At 58.0% G+C, this 14,170-nt stretch carries 15 protein-coding genes and 1 riboswitch; of the genes, 6 read left to right on the plus strand and 9 right to left on the minus strand.

Annotated features, from left to right (window positions below; all coding sequences use genetic code 11):
* Nucleotides 1-227: 227 nt before the first annotated feature.
* The 7 genes from thiH to rsd all read right to left on the minus strand — a co-directional run bounded on the left by thiH (nucleotide 228) and on the right by rsd (nucleotide 6,326).
* Nucleotides 228-1,355: a 2-iminoacetate synthase ThiH gene (thiH, locus tag UR504_RS17035; RefSeq protein WP_111966107.1), complete on the minus strand. Its 1,128-nt coding sequence runs from the start codon at nucleotides 1,353-1,355 to the stop codon at nucleotides 228-230.
* Nucleotides 1,352-2,122, minus strand: a complete 771-nt coding sequence (gene thiG, locus UR504_RS17040; RefSeq protein ID WP_302238367.1) for a thiazole synthase — start codon at nucleotides 2,120-2,122, stop codon at nucleotides 1,352-1,354. Before thiG ends, thiH begins: the two co-directional genes overlap by 4 nt.
* A 1-nt stretch (nucleotide 2,123) precedes the next feature.
* Nucleotides 2,124-2,324, minus strand: a complete 201-nt coding sequence (gene thiS, locus UR504_RS17045; protein WP_032644502.1) for a sulfur carrier protein ThiS — start codon at nucleotides 2,322-2,324, stop codon at nucleotides 2,124-2,126.
* Nucleotides 2,308-3,063 carry a HesA/MoeB/ThiF family protein gene (locus UR504_RS17050; RefSeq protein WP_271369726.1) on the minus strand — a complete coding sequence of 252 codons (756 nt, stop codon included), beginning with the start codon at nucleotides 3,061-3,063 and terminating at the stop codon, nucleotides 2,308-2,310. Before UR504_RS17050 ends, thiS begins: the two co-directional genes overlap by 17 nt.
* A complete protein-coding gene (gene thiE / locus UR504_RS17055) occupies nucleotides 3,050-3,691 on the minus strand; it encodes a thiamine phosphate synthase (protein WP_302238361.1) in 642 nt (213 codons plus the stop codon). The genes UR504_RS17050 and thiE overlap by 14 nt, the downstream gene beginning before the upstream one ends.
* Entirely contained in the window at nucleotides 3,691-5,586 is a 1,896-nt protein-coding gene (gene thiC, locus UR504_RS17060) for a phosphomethylpyrimidine synthase ThiC (protein ID WP_302238358.1), read from the minus strand. Before thiC ends, thiE begins: the two co-directional genes overlap by 1 nt.
* 79 nt (nucleotides 5,587-5,665) lie before the next feature.
* Nucleotides 5,666-5,774: riboswitch (TPP riboswitch) on the minus strand.
* Nucleotides 5,775-5,828: 54 nt separating this feature from the next.
* A complete protein-coding gene (rsd, locus tag UR504_RS17065; RefSeq protein WP_111966112.1) occupies nucleotides 5,829-6,326 on the minus strand; it encodes a sigma D regulator in 498 nt (165 codons plus the stop codon).
* A gap of 95 nt (nucleotides 6,327-6,421) precedes the next feature.
* Between rsd and nudC the strand changes: the two genes are divergently transcribed.
* From nudC to UR504_RS17095, 6 genes are all read left to right on the plus strand, one after another.
* Nucleotides 6,422-7,195, plus strand: a complete 774-nt coding sequence (gene nudC / locus UR504_RS17070; protein WP_302238353.1) for an NAD(+) diphosphatase — start codon at nucleotides 6,422-6,424, stop codon at nucleotides 7,193-7,195.
* A 38-nt stretch (nucleotides 7,196-7,233) separates the two neighbouring features.
* Nucleotides 7,234-8,298: a uroporphyrinogen decarboxylase gene (hemE, locus tag UR504_RS17075; protein WP_029742041.1), complete on the plus strand. Its 1,065-nt coding sequence runs from the start codon at nucleotides 7,234-7,236 to the stop codon at nucleotides 8,296-8,298.
* A gap of 9 nt (nucleotides 8,299-8,307) precedes the next feature.
* Nucleotides 8,308-8,979: a deoxyribonuclease V gene (nfi, locus tag UR504_RS17080; protein WP_302238350.1), complete on the plus strand. Its 672-nt coding sequence runs from the start codon at nucleotides 8,308-8,310 to the stop codon at nucleotides 8,977-8,979.
* Nucleotides 8,980-9,020: 41 nt separating this feature from the next.
* A complete protein-coding gene (locus UR504_RS17085; protein ID WP_008503468.1) occupies nucleotides 9,021-9,611 on the plus strand; it encodes a YjaG family protein in 591 nt (196 codons plus the stop codon).
* Nucleotides 9,612-9,797: 186 nt separating this feature from the next.
* The gene (gene hupA / locus UR504_RS17090) at nucleotides 9,798-10,070 is read left to right on the plus strand and encodes a nucleoid-associated protein HU-alpha (protein ID WP_002445246.1); all 273 of its coding nucleotides are present in this window, start codon (nucleotides 9,798-9,800) and stop codon (nucleotides 10,068-10,070) included.
* 11 nt (nucleotides 10,071-10,081) lie between these two features.
* Nucleotides 10,082-10,774: a DUF1481 domain-containing protein gene (locus UR504_RS17095; protein WP_115877041.1), complete on the plus strand. Its 693-nt coding sequence runs from the start codon at nucleotides 10,082-10,084 to the stop codon at nucleotides 10,772-10,774.
* A gap of 58 nt (nucleotides 10,775-10,832) precedes the next feature.
* On the opposite strand, the gene purD is transcribed toward UR504_RS17095, so the two are convergent.
* Together purD and purH are read right to left on the minus strand one after the other, a co-directional pair.
* On the minus strand, nucleotides 10,833-12,125 hold the full coding sequence (purD, locus tag UR504_RS17100) for a phosphoribosylamine--glycine ligase (RefSeq protein WP_302238345.1): 1,293 nt from the start codon (nucleotides 12,123-12,125) through the stop codon (nucleotides 10,833-10,835).
* Between the two features lie 15 nt (nucleotides 12,126-12,140).
* Nucleotides 12,141-13,730: a bifunctional phosphoribosylaminoimidazolecarboxamide formyltransferase/IMP cyclohydrolase gene (gene purH, locus UR504_RS17105; RefSeq protein WP_111966118.1), complete on the minus strand. Its 1,590-nt coding sequence runs from the start codon at nucleotides 13,728-13,730 to the stop codon at nucleotides 12,141-12,143.
* Nucleotides 13,731-14,170 lie beyond the last annotated feature (440 nt).

Raw genomic sequence — 14,170 nt, forward strand, 5'->3', positions numbered from 1 at the left:
AGATGATTTATCTTAAGAATCATTAAGAAAATACTTATTCATTTGCCGGGGGCAGTTTGTGAAATGAATCAGAAGCAGGGCGAAACGAGGAAGAAGCTTTTCGCCCCGGTCAGCATCCGTTGCTGACCTTGCGACAATAAAAAACCGGACGATCGATGACAATCATCCGGTTTTGCCTTTTCGTAGCGTCTCGACAAATTTCTATGATGTTGCTGTGCGTTTCAACGTCATTGCGAGGCCCTTCCCAGCCAGCTGTCCCAGTCTTTCCAGACAGGCTGAAGGCCCTGCGCCGTCAGGGCTGCGGCGACCGCTTCCGGACGTCGCCCGTCATGCGGCACAAACTGCTCCAGCTCCGGACGATCGTCGGCGTAGCCGCCAGGCTGCGTTTTGGAAAACGCGCTGACGTTGTTAATCGCAAGCGGGATAACGCGATCGCGAAACGCCGGGGACTCACGCGTTGAGAGCGATAATTCAACTTCCGGGGCGAGCAGGCGAAACGCGCAGATCGTCTGCACCAGCTGGCGTTCATCCATTAGCGAAGCCGGTTCGATCCCTCCCGCACAGGGGCGCAGGCGCGGGAAGGAGATGGAATAACGGCTCTGCCAGTAGTGCTGCTGGAGCCACAGCAAATGTTCCGCCACCATATAACAATCCACCCGCCAGCTGTCGGAGAGCCCGATCAGCGCACCCAGACCGATTTTGTCGATACCCGCGCGGCCGAGCCTGTCCGGCGTTTCCAGCCGGAAAAAGAAATCCTGTTTCTTACCCTTCAGGTGGTGCCGGGCGTACGTCGCCTCATGATAGGTTTCCTGGTAGACCATGACCCCGTCCAGCCCGAGGTTTTTGAGCTCTGCGTACTCCTCCTGCGACAGGGGCTGCACTTCCATCTGCAACGACGCAAACTGACGACGAATGGCGGGAAGGTGCTGACGGAAATAGTCCATTCCCACTTTTCCCTGATGTTCGCCCGTAACCAGCAGAAGATGTTCAAAGCCCATTTCACGAATGGCCGCACACTCCCGGGAAATCTCATCTTCATCGAGCGTTTTACGCTTGATGCGGTTGCTCATGGAAAAACCGCAGTAGGTGCAGTCATTGGCGCACAGGTTGGAGAGATAGAGCGGCACGTAGAAGCTCACCGTGTTGCCAAAACGCTGGCGGGTGAGCCGCTGTGCTCGCTGGGCCATCGGTTCGAGGTACGCGCTCGCCGCGGGGGAGAGCAGGGCCATCAGATCCTCGCGGGTCAGATGGCGGGCATGCAGCGCGCGCTCCACGTCAGCCGCCGTTTTGCTGTTGATGCGCAGGGCAATGTCGTCCCAGTTAAGCTGCCGCCAGCGCTCGGTAAACGTGCTCATGAGATCGCCTCCAGAAAACCGGTCAGCGGGCTGGTGGCCTGCGCCTGGAAACTGCGCGAACCGGGGCCGGCTCCCCTTGCCAGCAGGCCAGCCTCTACGGCCATGCGGAATGCACGCGCCATCATGGCCGGGTCGTCGGCAACCGCGATGGCCGTGTTGACCAGCACCGCGTCGGCGCCCATCTCCAGCGCTTGCGCGGCATGGCTGGGCACGCCAATGCCCGCATCAACGACCACCGGCACGGTGGCCTGCTCGATGATGATCTCCAGCATCGCGCGGGTTTCCAGCCCCTGGTTGGAGCCAATGGGGGCCCCCAGCGGCATGACGGCAGCGCATCCGACCTCTTCGAGACGTTTGCACAGAACAGGGTCAGCGCCGCAGTAAGGCAGAACGGTAAACCCTTGCTGCACCAGCTTTTCAGCCGCTTTCAGCGTTTCAATCGGGTCGGGCAGCAGCCAGCGGGCATCCGGATGGATTTCCAGCTTTAGCCAGCGGGTGCCGAGCGCCTCGCGGGCCAGCTGCGCGGCAAAAATCGCCTCTTCGGCCGTTTTGGCGCCGGAGGTGTTGGGCAACAGCGTGACGCCTGCTTCCAGCAACGGAGCCAGAATGGCATCGCTGTGGTGGCGCAGATCCACGCGCTTGAGCGCCAGCGTCACCAGCTGGCTGCCGCTTTCGCGAATGGCATCCACCATCAGCTGCGGCGAGGCGAATTTTCCGGTTCCGGTAAACAGATGCGAATCAAAAACCTTATCGGCAATACGTAACATCTCAGCCCCCTGCGATAACCTGAAACAGCAGGATCTGGTCGCCTTCATTGACCTGCTGATGTTCCCACTGCTCGCGCGGCAGGATCTGTTGATTGAGCGCCAGCGCCGTTCCCGGCTTGAGCTGACGCAGCTTGTCGAGCAGTGCGGCAACGGTAAGCCCGTCGTCGCATCTCATCGGCTCATCGTTAAACAGAATGCGCATCGCGGTCTCCACATACCGGGCAGCGGCTGGCGCGGCGTAACGCCAGCTGGCGCCAGCTGCTGGAGCGGGCATCAAACAGCCGCAGCGTATTGCGTTCCGTCTCCATGCCGCTGAGCAGCTTGATGGCCTCCAGCGCCTGCATGGTGCCCATCACCCCGACCACCGGGCCAAGAATGCCCGCCGTACGGCAGTTGCGCGTCGGCTCGGTATCGTCTGGCCACAGGCAGCGATAGCAGCCCTGCGTCCAAGGCGGGGTCAGGACCATCATTTGCCCGCCGAACCCCACCGCGCTGGCGGTAATGAGCGGCGTATGATTTGCCACGCAGGCGGCGTTAATCGCCTGGCGCGTCGCCATGTTGTCCGTGCAGTCCAGTACCACGTCGGCAAGGGCGACTTCACGGCGCAGGCTTTCACCGCTAAGCCGCTCCTGTAAGGCAATCAGCTCGATATCCGGGTTGAGCTGCGCCAGGCGCTGCCGGGTGATTTGCGCTTTCGGCTGGCTGATATCGTCAGTAGTAAAGAGGATTTGCCGCTGCAGATTGCTGAGGTGAACCTCGTCGTCGTCGGCCAGCACCAGCGTGCCGATACCCGCGCCTGCCAGATAGAGCGCGGCGGGTGCGCCTAATCCCCCGAGTCCAACAATCAGCACCCGGCTGGCGAGCAGTTTTTGCTGCCCGTCAATGGCGATATCCTCAAGCAGGATCTGACGGCTGTAGCGCATAAAGTCACGATCGTTCATCGCCTGCTCCTGCCAGCTGTAACAACTGTTCGGTGGCGGACCGCCAGTCTGCGGCCTGGGTGATGGCACTGACGACGGCGATGCTGCCGACGCCGGTCTCCAGCACCGCTGGGGCACGTTCAAGGCTGATTCCGCCGATGGCGACGGTGGGGTAGTCAGCAAGGCGTTTAACGTGACTTGCCAGCTGCGTCAGACCCTGCGGAGCGGAGGGCATCTGCTTGGTTTGCGTCGGGAAAACGTGACCGAGCGCGATGTAAGAGGGACGGGCCGCCAGGGCCACGTCAATCTCCATGTCATCGTGCGTTGACACGCCCAGACGCAGCCCGGCTGCACGGATTGCGCTGAGATCCGTTGTTTCCAGGTCCTCCTGACCCAGATGCACGCCGTACGCCCTGTGCTTAACGGCCAGCCGCCAGTAGTCGTTGATAAACAGACGGGCGTTATACCGGCGCCCAAGCGCAATGGCGGCAACCACATCGGCTTCCACCTCGTCATCGCGTTTATCCTTGATGCGCAGCTGGATCGTTCGAACGCCTGTCTCCAGCAGGCGCTCTATCCACGCCACGCTGTCCACCACCGGATAGAGCCCTAAACGGTAGGGGACGGGAGGGAAATCGGGCTGGTACATTACGCCTCCTCTTTTTTGAGGTAGATTTCGCCGCCTCTGGCGCGGAAGGTTTCAGACATGTCCGCCATACCGACTTCGATGGTTTGCGTGGCGGCGTAGTCGCGCACCTCCTGGCTGATTTTCATCGAGCAGAATTTTGGTCCGCACATGGAGCAGAAATGCGCGACTTTGCCCGATTCCTGCGGCAGGGTTTCGTCGTGGTAGGCGCGGGCGGTGAACGGGTCCAGCGCCAGGTTGAACTGATCTTCCCAGCGGAATTCAAAGCGCGCCTTCGACATGGCGTTATCGCGGATTTGCGCCCCCGGGTGGCCTTTGGCCAGATCCGCCGCGTGGGCGGCAATTTTGTAGGTAATCAGCCCCTGCTTCACGTCCTCTTTGTTTGGCAGGCCGAGGTGCTCTTTCGGCGTCACGTAGCAGAGCATGGCGCAGCCGAACCAGCCGATCATCGCCGCGCCAATGCCTGACGTGAAGTGGTCATAGCCTGGCGCAATATCGGTGGTCAACGGTCCCAGGGTGTAGAACGGCGCTTCGTGGCAGTGCTCCAGCTCCTCGGTCATGTTGCGGCGGATCATCTGCATCGGCACGTGTCCCGGGCCTTCAATCATCACCTGCACGTCATACTCCCAGGCGATTTTGGTCAGTTCGCCCAGCGTATGAAGCTCGGCAAACTGCGCTTCGTCATTCGCGTCGCGGATGGAGCCCGGACGCAGGCCGTCGCCCAGCGACAGGGAGACGTCATAGGCGGCGCAGATTTCGCAGATCTCGCGGAAGTGTTCGTAGAGGAAGTTTTCCCGGTGATGGGAGAGGCACCACTTCGCCATGATGGAGCCGCCGCGCGAGACGATGCCGGTCAGACGCTTCGCGGTCATCGGCACGTAGCGCAGCAGCACGCCCGCGTGAATGGTGAAGTAGTCCACGCCCTGCTCGGCCTGCTCCAGCAGGGTGTCGCGGAACGCTTCCCAGGTGAGGTCTTCGGCAATGCCGTTGACCTTCTCCAGCGCCTGATAAATCGGGACGGTGCCAATCGGCACCGGGCTGTTACGCAGGATCCATTCGCGGGTTTCATGGATATAGCGGCCGGTGGAGAGATCCATTACCGTGTCCGCACCCCAGCGCGTGGACCAGACCAGCTTTTCCACCTCTTCTTCGATGGAGGAGGTGACGGCCGAGTTACCGATGTTAGCGTTGACCTTCACCAGGAAGTTGCGGCCGATAATCATCGGCTCGGATTCCGGGTGGTTAATGTTGGCGGGGATAATTGCGCGGCCGGCGGCCACTTCGTCACGTACAAATTCCGGCGTGATGTTCTCCGGCAGGCGCGCGCCAAAGCCTTCACCAGGATGCTGATAGCGCAGCACTTCGCTGCGGATACGCTCGCGACCCATGTTTTCACGGATGGCGATGAACTCCATCTCCGGCGTGACGATACCCTGGCGGGCGTAGTGCAGCTGGGTCACGCATTTACCTGCTTTAGCACGTTTTGGCGTCAGCAGGCCGGTAAAGCGCAACTCGTCCAGACCGTCGTCGGCCAGGCGCTCTTTGGTGTACGCAGAGCTGAGCACGCTCAGCTCTTCGCAGTCGTTACGCGCGTCAATCCACGGCTGGCGCAGCTTTGCCAGCCCCTGCTGGACGTTGATGGCAACATCAGGATCGCCGTATGGGCCGGAGGTGTCATACACCGGCACGGCTTCGTTGTCTTCATACTGCGGATTCTCTTTGCTGCCGCCGATAAGCGTCGGGCTGAGGTGGATTTCGCGCATCGGAACGCGAATATCGTCCTGCGAGCCGGAAATGTAGATGCGTTTCGAGTTCGGGAAAGCAGTGCCTTCCAGGGTATCGATGAAGTGTTGGGCCTGTGCGCGCTGTTCGCGGCGGGTCAGTTTTACAGTAGACATAGCTCATTCCAAAAGTGAAGGACATGGCTTGTCAGACGACGGATGAAGCAAGAGAGGATCGCCCGGGGGGCGATACAACAGCAGTGTGACTCTTGTTCCCTTCGCAGGTATTAGCCTGATCAGGTTCCGCGGATCCCGAATTAACGGTCTCAGCCCGGCTTTCGCTCTGGGCACTCCGACAAGAAAAATCCCCCTCGTGAGAGGGGCGAATGGTTGTAAATTACTCGTTAACGATTAAGAACTCAAGCAGGGCGCGCGACGTTCTCTTCGTTACTGATGTTCAAATCATTGTCCAGGGCGAGAGAGATCAGCTTATCTTCCAGCGTGAATCGCTCCTCCAGCGCTTCGCCGAGGTCGGATAGCGCTTTCTGGAACTCAAGATAGTTATCGTGATCGATGGCATTCTCGAGCGTGGAATCATAGTAATCCATGATCTGCTGGGTATTGGCTTCCAGCAGCGGATAGAGCTTGCTGGCCGCTAAATACGGCGTTGTCCCTTCCATTTCGCGGATAATGCGTTCATAAATATTGAAATGGCCGTCGGACAGATAGTCGACCAGGCCCTGACAAAAATCATCCAGCGCTTTTTCGTTCAGCCGCATAAACGATTCTTTGCCAGGCTTAATGCCGACCAGATTGTAATAAGCCACGAGTAGATGCTTGCGCACATGCAGCCAGCGATCCACCAGTTTGTTACTTCCTCTAACGCGCTCAGTCAGGCTTTCTAGCTGGTTTAACATGGTAGACTCCGCAAAGTGTAGGATTGAATCTGCTCATCCAGAATGTAACCACAATGCTAACAACATGTCAGTGAAGCGAAGGTAGTGCAATAGATATGGATCGTATTATTGAAAAATCAGATCTGGGTTGGTGGATCGTCAGCCACGAACAAAAATTATGGTTGCCCGGTGGAGAACTGCCCTACGGTGCGGCGGAAACGTTCGATCTCGTGGGCCAGCCTGCGCTAGAGATCGGCGAGTGGCAGGGTGAGCCCGTGTGGTTGATCCAGCAAGCGCGTCGTCAGGATATGGGATCCGTTCGCCAGGTGTTGGATCTGGACGTGGGCCTGTTCCAGCTGGCGGGGCGCGGCGTGCAGCTGGCGGAGTTTTATCGCTCGCACAAATACTGCGGCTACTGCGGTCATACCATGCACCCGAGCAAAACCGAGTGGGCGATGCTCTGCAGCCACTGCCGAGAGCGCTACTATCCGCAGATTGCGCCGTGCATCATCGTCGCTATTCGCCGGGATGATTCCATTCTGCTGGCGCAGCATACCCGTCATCGCAACGGCGTCCATACCGTGCTGGCCGGCTTTGTCGAGGTGGGCGAAACGCTGGAGCAGGCGGTGGCGCGCGAGGTGATGGAGGAGAGCGGCATCAAAGTGAAGAACCTGCGCTACGTCACCTCCCAGCCGTGGCCGTTCCCGCAGTCGCTGATGACGGCCTTTATGGCCGAATATGACAGCGGCGAGATCGTTATCGATCGGAAAGAGCTGCTGGATGCGAACTGGTATCGCTATGACGATCTACCGCTGCTCCCCCCAGCGGGTACCGTGGCGCGTCGGCTGATAGAAGATACCGTGGCGATGTGTCGGGCCGAGTATGAGTAGTGTTACACTGAGGCCATGACGCTTAAGGAACTGCAAAAATGACCGAACTGAAGAACGATCGTTATCTGCGTGCGCTGCTGCGCCAGCCCGTTGATGTCACCCCGGTGTGGATGATGCGCCAGGCGGGACGCTATCTGCCAGAGTACAAAGCCACGCGCGCGCAGGCGGGCGATTTTATGTCGCTTTGCAAAAACGCCGAGCTGGCCTGTGAAGTGACGCTCCAGCCGCTGCGCCGCTTCCCGCTGGATGCGGCGATCCTCTTCTCGGATATTCTGACCATTCCGGATGCGATGGGCCTTGGCCTGTACTTCGAAACCGGTGAAGGTCCGCGTTTCACCTCTCCGATCAAAAGCAAAGCCGACGTGGACAAGCTGCCGATCCCCGATCCGGAAGGCGAACTGGGCTACGTGATGAACGCCGTGCGCACCATTCGCCGCGAGCTGAAAGGTGAAGTGCCGCTGATTGGCTTCTCAGGCAGCCCGTGGACGCTGGCGACCTATATGGTGGAAGGGGGCAGCAGCAAAGCCTTCACCATGATTAAAAAGATGATGTACGCCGAGCCGCTGGCCCTGCATGCGCTGCTCGACAAGCTGGCGAAGAGCGTTACGCTCTATCTGAACGCGCAGATTAAGGCGGGCGCGCAGTCGGTGATGATTTTCGATACCTGGGGCGGCGTGCTGACCGGGCGCGATTATCAGCAGTTCTCCCTGTATTACATGCATAAAATCGTTGATGGCCTGCTGCGTGAAAACGAAGGTCGCCGCGTGCCGGTGACGCTGTTCACCAAAGGTGGCGGCCAGTGGCTGGAAGCGATGGCGGCAACCGGCTGCGACGCGCTGGGTCTCGACTGGACCACCGATATTGCCGATGCGCGTCGTCGCGTGGGCGACAAAGTAGCGCTGCAGGGCAATATGGACCCGTCCATGCTTTATGCGCCGCCAGCCCGCATTGAAGAAGAAGTGTCGACTATACTGTCTGGTTTCGGCCAGGGGGAAGGCCACGTCTTTAACCTCGGCCACGGCATTCATCAGGATGTGCCGCCAGAACACGCAGGCGTATTTGTGGAGGCGGTGCATCGGCTTTCTGCCCAGTATCACAAGTAAGGAGTCGTTATGGATCTCGCGTCGCTACGCGCTCAACAAATCGAACTGGCCTCATCGGTGATCCGCGAGGATCGTCTGGATAAGGACCCTCCGCAGTACATTGGCGGAGCAGACGTCGGGTTCGAGCAGGGTGGGGACGTGACGCGAGCGGCGATGGTGGTTCTGAAATACCCTTCGCTTGAGCTGGTGGAGTACAAGGTCGCGCGTATCGCGACCACCATGCCGTACATTCCGGGCTTTCTCTCCTTCCGCGAATATCCCGCGCTGCTGGCAGCGTGGGAGCAGCTTTCGCAAAAACCTGACCTGCTGTTTGTCGATGGGCACGGGATCTCACATCCGCGTCGTTTAGGCGTTGCCAGTCATTTTGGGCTGCTGGTGGATGTGCCGACCATTGGCGTCGCCAAGAAACGCCTGTGCGGCGCGTTTGAACCACTTTCACCCGAGCCGGGTGCGCTGGCGCCGCTCATCCATAAAGGCGAGCAGCTGGCGTGGGTCTGGCGCAGCAAGGCACGCTGTAACCCGCTCTTTATCGCTACCGGGCACCGTGTGAGCATGGACAGCGCCCTCGCGTGGGTGCAGCGCTGCATGAAAGGCTACCGCTTGCCGGAGCCGACGCGCTGGGCAGACGCCGTGGCGTCTTCACGTCCGGCTTTTGTTCGTTGGCAGGAAATTCAGCGATGATTCAGGTAAACTGCGCCTAATTTTCGATTCGAGAGATCATCATGCTACAAAACCCAATTCACCTGCGCCTTGAAAAGCTGGAAAGCTGGCAGCACGTCACCTTTATGGCTTGCCTGTGCGAGCGTATGTATCCCAACTATGCCGCGTTCTGCAAGCAGACGGGTTTTGGTGATGGCCATATCTACCGCCGCATTCTGGATCTGATCTGGGAAACGCTGACGGTGAAAGACGCGAAGGTGAATTTCGACTCTCAGCTCGAAAAGCTGGAAGAGGCGATCCCGGTGGCGGATGATTTTGACCTGTACGGCGTCTACCCGGCAATTGATGCCTGCGTGGCGTTAAGCGAACTGCTTCACTCCCGTCTGAGCGGTGAAACGCTGGAGCACGCTATTGAAGTCAGTAAGGCATCTATTACGACCGTCGCGATGCTGGAAATGACCCAGGAAGGTCGGGAAATGACCGACGAAGAGCTGCGTGCGAACCCGGCGGTTGAGCAAGAATGGGACATTCAGTGGGAAATTTTCCGCCTGTTAGCAGAGTGTGAAGAACGCGATATTGAGCTGATAAAAGGGCTGCGCGCGGACTTACGAGAGGCTGGCGAGAGCAATATTGGTATAATTTTTAACCAATGAGACAATAAATCTTGAGATAACGCCCGTTTTGTCGCTCCTCGACTCTTCCCTTTCGCCCCTTGTCTGGTCTACATTTGGGGGGCGAAAAAAAGTGGCTATCGGTGCGTGTATGCAGGAGAGTGCTTTTTTGGCATTTTCGTCGCACTCGATGCTTAGCAAGCGATAAACACATTGAAAGGATAACTTATGAACAAGACTCAACTGATTGATGTAATTGCGGACAAGGCTGATCTGTCTAAAGTGCAGGCTAAAGCTGCTCTGGAATCTACCCTGGCTGCTATTACTGAGTCTCTGAAAGAAGGTGATGCTGTACAACTGGTTGGTTTCGGTACCTTCAAAGTGAACCACCGCGCTGAGCGTACTGGCCGCAACCCGCAGACCGGTAAAGAAATCAAAATCGCCGCAGCTAACGTGCCGGCATTTGTTTCTGGTAAAGCACTGAAAGACGCTGTTAAGTAAGACGCGTGGCAGTGAACAGTTTTAGCGAAGGGGCGGTAACGCCCCTTTTGTCTTTCTGGCGTGGAACGCTCGCGCTGGCAGGCATGCTGCTGCTGTCAGCCTGTAGCCACGACACCTCCCTGCCGCCGTTTACCGCCAGCGGTTACGCGGACAACCAGGGCGCGGTTAGGGTCTGGCGCAAAGATTCCGGCGGCGAAGTTCATCTGCTTTCTGCCTTCAGCCCGTGGCATAACGGCAATACGTCGACTGCGGAATATCGCTGGCAGGGAGATGACCTGTCGCTGATTGAACTGAACGTCTACAGCAAAACCCCCGAACATGTGAAAGTGCGTTTTGACGACCATGGCGAGCTGAGCTTTATGCAGCGCGAAGTCAGCGGTCAAAAACAGCAGCTTTCCAGCGATCAAATCGCCCTCTACCGTTATCGTGCCGAACAAATCCGCCAGACCAGCGATGCGCTTCGTCTGGGACGCGTTGTGCTGCGCCAGGGGCGCTGGCATGCCGATGGGTCGGTGACAACCTGCGAAGGGCAGACGGTCAAGCCTGAGCTCGAATCCTGGGCAACCGAACACATTCAACGCCGTCAGCGTCATTCATCAATGGAAGTGAGCGTGGCGTGGCTTGAGGCGCCGGAAGGCTCTCAGCTGCTGCTGGTGGCGAACGAAGACTTCTGCACCTGGCAGCCGACAGAGAAGAGTTTCTGAGGTAAATCCCCTCTCCCTTGAGGGAGAGGGTCAGGGTGAGGGGGAACAGACGGTTCCGTTACTCCCCCTGCTCGCGTGCAATCGCGCGATAGCCGATATCCTGACGGCTAAAGCTACCGTTCCAGTGAATATCTGCCATCAGCGCATAGGCGCGCTTCTGCGCTTCTGCCACGGTATGGCCCAGCGCGGTTGCACACAGCACGCGGCCGCCGTTGGTGAGGACGCGATCGTCGCCAGCCAGCTTCGTACCCGCGTGGAACACCTTCGCACCTTCAATCTCTTCCAGCGGCAGGCCGTGGATTTCATCACCGGTGCTGTAGTTCCCCGGATAACCACCCGCAGCAATCACCACGCCGAGAGACGCACGCTCGTCCCACTCGGAGGTTTTCTCGTCCAGCTTGCCATCGCAGGCTGCCAGACAGAGCTCCACCAGATCGGATTTCATGCGCAGCATGATTGGCTGCGTTTCCGGATCGCCAAAGCGGCAGTTGAATTCGATGACCTTAGGGTTACCCTGCTTGTCGATCATCAGACCTGCGTAAAGGAAACCGGTGTAGGTATTCCCTTCTGCCGCCATTCCCTTCACGGTAGGCCAGATGATGCGATCCATGGTGCGCTGGTGAACTTCGTCAGTCACTACCGGAGCGGGGGAGTAAGCGCCCATTCCACCGGTATTCGGGCCGGTATCGCCATTGCCCACACGCTTGTGGTCCTGGCTGGTGGCCATCGGCAGAACGTGCTCACCGTCGACCATCACGATGAAGCTTGCTTCTTCACCGTCGAGGAACTCTTCGATCACGATGCGGTGGCCCGCATCACCGAAAGCATTGCCCGCCAGCATATCCTGAACTGCGGCTTCGGCTTCGTCGAGCGTCATCGCGACGATCACGCCTTTACCGGCGGCCAGACCGTCGGCCTTGATAACAATCGGCGCGCCCTTCTCACGTAAGTAGGCCAGAGCAGGCTCCACTTCAGTGAAATTCTGATATTCCGCCGTCGGGATGTTATGACGCGCGAGGAAATCTTTGGTGAAGGCTTTGGAGCCTTCCAGCTGCGCGGCGCCTTCCGTTGGGCCGAAGATTGTCAGGCCCGCTGCACGGAATGCGTCAACGACGCCAATCACCAGCGGCGCTTCCGGGCCGACGATGGTCAGGTCGATTTTCTCGCTCTGGGCAAAACTCAGCAGCGCCGGAATGTCGGTCACGCCGATAGCCACGTTCTGCAGCGCGGGTTCCAGTGCGGTACCGGCGTTGCCCGGTGCCACGAAGACCGTTTTCACCAGCGGAGACTGCGCCGCTTTCCACGCCAGCGCGTGCTCGCGTCCGCCGTTACCAATCACTAATACTTTCATTTTCAGCTCCGGAAATTAATGGCGGAAGTGGCGCATGTCGGTGAAGATCATCGCGATGCCGTGTTCGTCGGCAGCGGCAATCACTTCGTCGTCGCGGATTGAACCGCCTGGCTGGATCACGCAGGTGATGCCCACAGCGGCTGCGGCGTCGATACCGTCACGGAACGGGAAGAAGGCGTCAGAGGCCATGGCGGAGCCTTTGACTTCCAGACCTTCGTCACCTGCTTTAATACCCGCGATTTTCGCAGAGTAAACGCGGCTCATCTGGCCTGCGCCTATCCCGATGGTCATGTTCTCTTTCGCGTAGACGATGGCGTTGGATTTCACGAACTTCGCGACCTTCCAGCAGAACAGCGCGTCACGCAGTTCCTGTTCGGTCGGCTGGCGTTTGGTCACCACGCGCAGGTCGGCTTCTGTCACCATGCCCAGATCGCGGTCCTGAACCAGCAGGCCGCCGTTTACGCGTTTGAAGTCCAGGCCCGGCACGCGTTCTGCCCACTGGCCGCAAATCAGTACGCGCACGTTCTGTTTTGCCGCGGTGATTTTCAGCGCTTCTTCGGAGGCCGATGGCGCGATAATCACTTCGACAAACTGGCGGGAGATAATGGCCTGTGCGGTTTCAGCATCCAGCTCGCGGTTGAAGGCGATAATGCCGCCGAACGCAGAGGTCGGGTCGGTTTTGTAGGCGCGATCGTAGGCATCCAGAATAGAGGTGCTTACCGCCACGCCGCATGGGTTGGCGTGCTTGACGATAACGCAGGCCGGCTCGCTGAACTCTTTCACGCATTCCAGCGCCGCGTCGGTGTCGGCAATGTTGTTATAGGAGAGCGCTTTGCCCTGAACCTGCTGAGCGGTCGCAACAGAGGCTTCTTTTACCTCTTCTTCTATATAGAAGGCAGCCTGCTGGTGGCTGTTCTCACCGTAACGCATATCTTGTTTCTTAATGAAGTTCAGATTCAGGGTACGCGGGAAGCGGCCAGAAGGATCTTTGCTTTCACCGTGGTAAGCCGGCACCAGGCTACCGAAGTAGTTGGCGATCATGCTGTCATACGCCGCGGTGTGCTCGAAAGCTTTAATGGCGAGGTCGAAACGGGTATCCAGAGTCAGTGACCCTTCGTTGGCATCCATCTCATTAATAATGGTCTCGTAATCGCTGCTCTTCACCACGATAGCCACATCTTTATGGTTCTTGGCTGCTGAGCGCACCATGGTTGGGCCGCCGATATCAATATTCTCTACGGCATCTTCCAGAGAACAGCCTTCGCGGGCAACGGTCTGGGCAAACGGGTAGAGGTTAACGACAACCATGTCGATTGGGGCGATATCATGCTGTTCCATAATAGCGTCGTCCTGACCGCGACGGCCAAGAATACCGCCGTGCACTTTCGGGTGCAGGGTTTTGACGCGTCCATCCATCATTTCCGGGAAACCGGTGTAATCGGACACTTCGGTTACCGGCAGACCTTTATCTGCTAACAGACGAGCGGTACCGCCTGTAGAAAGCAGTTCTACACCGCGTGCAGAAAGTGCCTGAGCGAATTCAACGATACCGGCTTTATCAGAAACACTGAGCAGAGCGCGGCGGACTGGACGACGTTGTTGCATGGTAAATCCCCTGGATTTCACGATTACAGAGAGCGTTAGATGAATTTTCCTGCGAAAAACTCATCTAACACACCTGACGAGGCATCCTTGTTAAGCGCGAGCATTTTAACGAAAACGTTTGCGCAACGCTCGCACATTTTCACTTTTTCGCATCACTGTGGATAACTTTGTGCATAAAAGGGTATAAGGCGGGGTTTTGCTGGGGAATGCAGCAGTCAGTCATTTTTTTGCAACTTTTCGGTTGCGGTCGTTCGGGAACTCCCTATAATGCGCCTCCATCGACACGGCGGATGTGAATCACTTCACAAACAGCCCGATCGGTTGAAGAGAAAAAATCCTGAAATAACGGGTTGACTCTGAAAGAGGAAAGCGTAATATACGCCACCTCGCAACGGTGAGCGAAAGCCGCGTTGCACTGCTCTTTAACAATTTATCAGACA

It is taken from the genome of Enterobacter sp. 241F3 (assembly GCF_034106785.1).
GTDB classification, from domain to species: domain Bacteria; phylum Pseudomonadota; class Gammaproteobacteria; order Enterobacterales; family Enterobacteriaceae; genus Enterobacter; species Enterobacter vonholyi.

What these genes read in the sequence shown, in the direction of transcription:
- thiH (WP_111966107.1), bottom strand. Translation starts at nt 1,355, where the DNA reads ATGAGCACGTTTACCGAGCGCTGGCGGCAGCTTAACTGGGACGACATT.
- thiG (WP_302238367.1), bottom strand. Translation starts at nt 2,122, where the DNA reads ATGTTACGTATTGCCGATAAGGTTTTTGATTCGCATCTGTTTACCGGA.
- thiS (WP_032644502.1), bottom strand. Translation starts at nt 2,324, where the DNA reads ATGCGCATTCTGTTTAACGATGAGCCGATGAGATGCGACGACGGGCTT.
- UR504_RS17050 (WP_271369726.1), bottom strand. Translation starts at nt 3,063, where the DNA reads ATGAACGATCGTGACTTTATGCGCTACAGCCGTCAGATCCTGCTTGAG.
- thiE (WP_302238361.1), bottom strand. Translation starts at nt 3,691, where the DNA reads ATGTACCAGCCCGATTTCCCTCCCGTCCCCTACCGTTTAGGGCTCTAT.
- thiC (WP_302238358.1), bottom strand. Translation starts at nt 5,586, where the DNA reads ATGTCTACTGTAAAACTGACCCGCCGCGAACAGCGCGCACAGGCCCAA.
- rsd (WP_111966112.1), bottom strand. Translation starts at nt 6,326, where the DNA reads ATGTTAAACCAGCTAGAAAGCCTGACTGAGCGCGTTAGAGGAAGTAAC.
- nudC (WP_302238353.1), top strand. Translation starts at nt 6,422, where the DNA reads ATGGATCGTATTATTGAAAAATCAGATCTGGGTTGGTGGATCGTCAGC.
- hemE (WP_029742041.1), top strand. Translation starts at nt 7,234, where the DNA reads ATGACCGAACTGAAGAACGATCGTTATCTGCGTGCGCTGCTGCGCCAG.
- nfi (WP_302238350.1), top strand. Translation starts at nt 8,308, where the DNA reads ATGGATCTCGCGTCGCTACGCGCTCAACAAATCGAACTGGCCTCATCG.
- UR504_RS17085 (WP_008503468.1), top strand. Translation starts at nt 9,021, where the DNA reads ATGCTACAAAACCCAATTCACCTGCGCCTTGAAAAGCTGGAAAGCTGG.
- hupA (WP_002445246.1), top strand. Translation starts at nt 9,798, where the DNA reads ATGAACAAGACTCAACTGATTGATGTAATTGCGGACAAGGCTGATCTG.
- purD (WP_302238345.1), bottom strand. Translation starts at nt 12,125, where the DNA reads ATGAAAGTATTAGTGATTGGTAACGGCGGACGCGAGCACGCGCTGGCG.
- purH (WP_111966118.1), bottom strand. Translation starts at nt 13,730, where the DNA reads ATGCAACAACGTCGTCCAGTCCGCCGCGCTCTGCTCAGTGTTTCTGAT.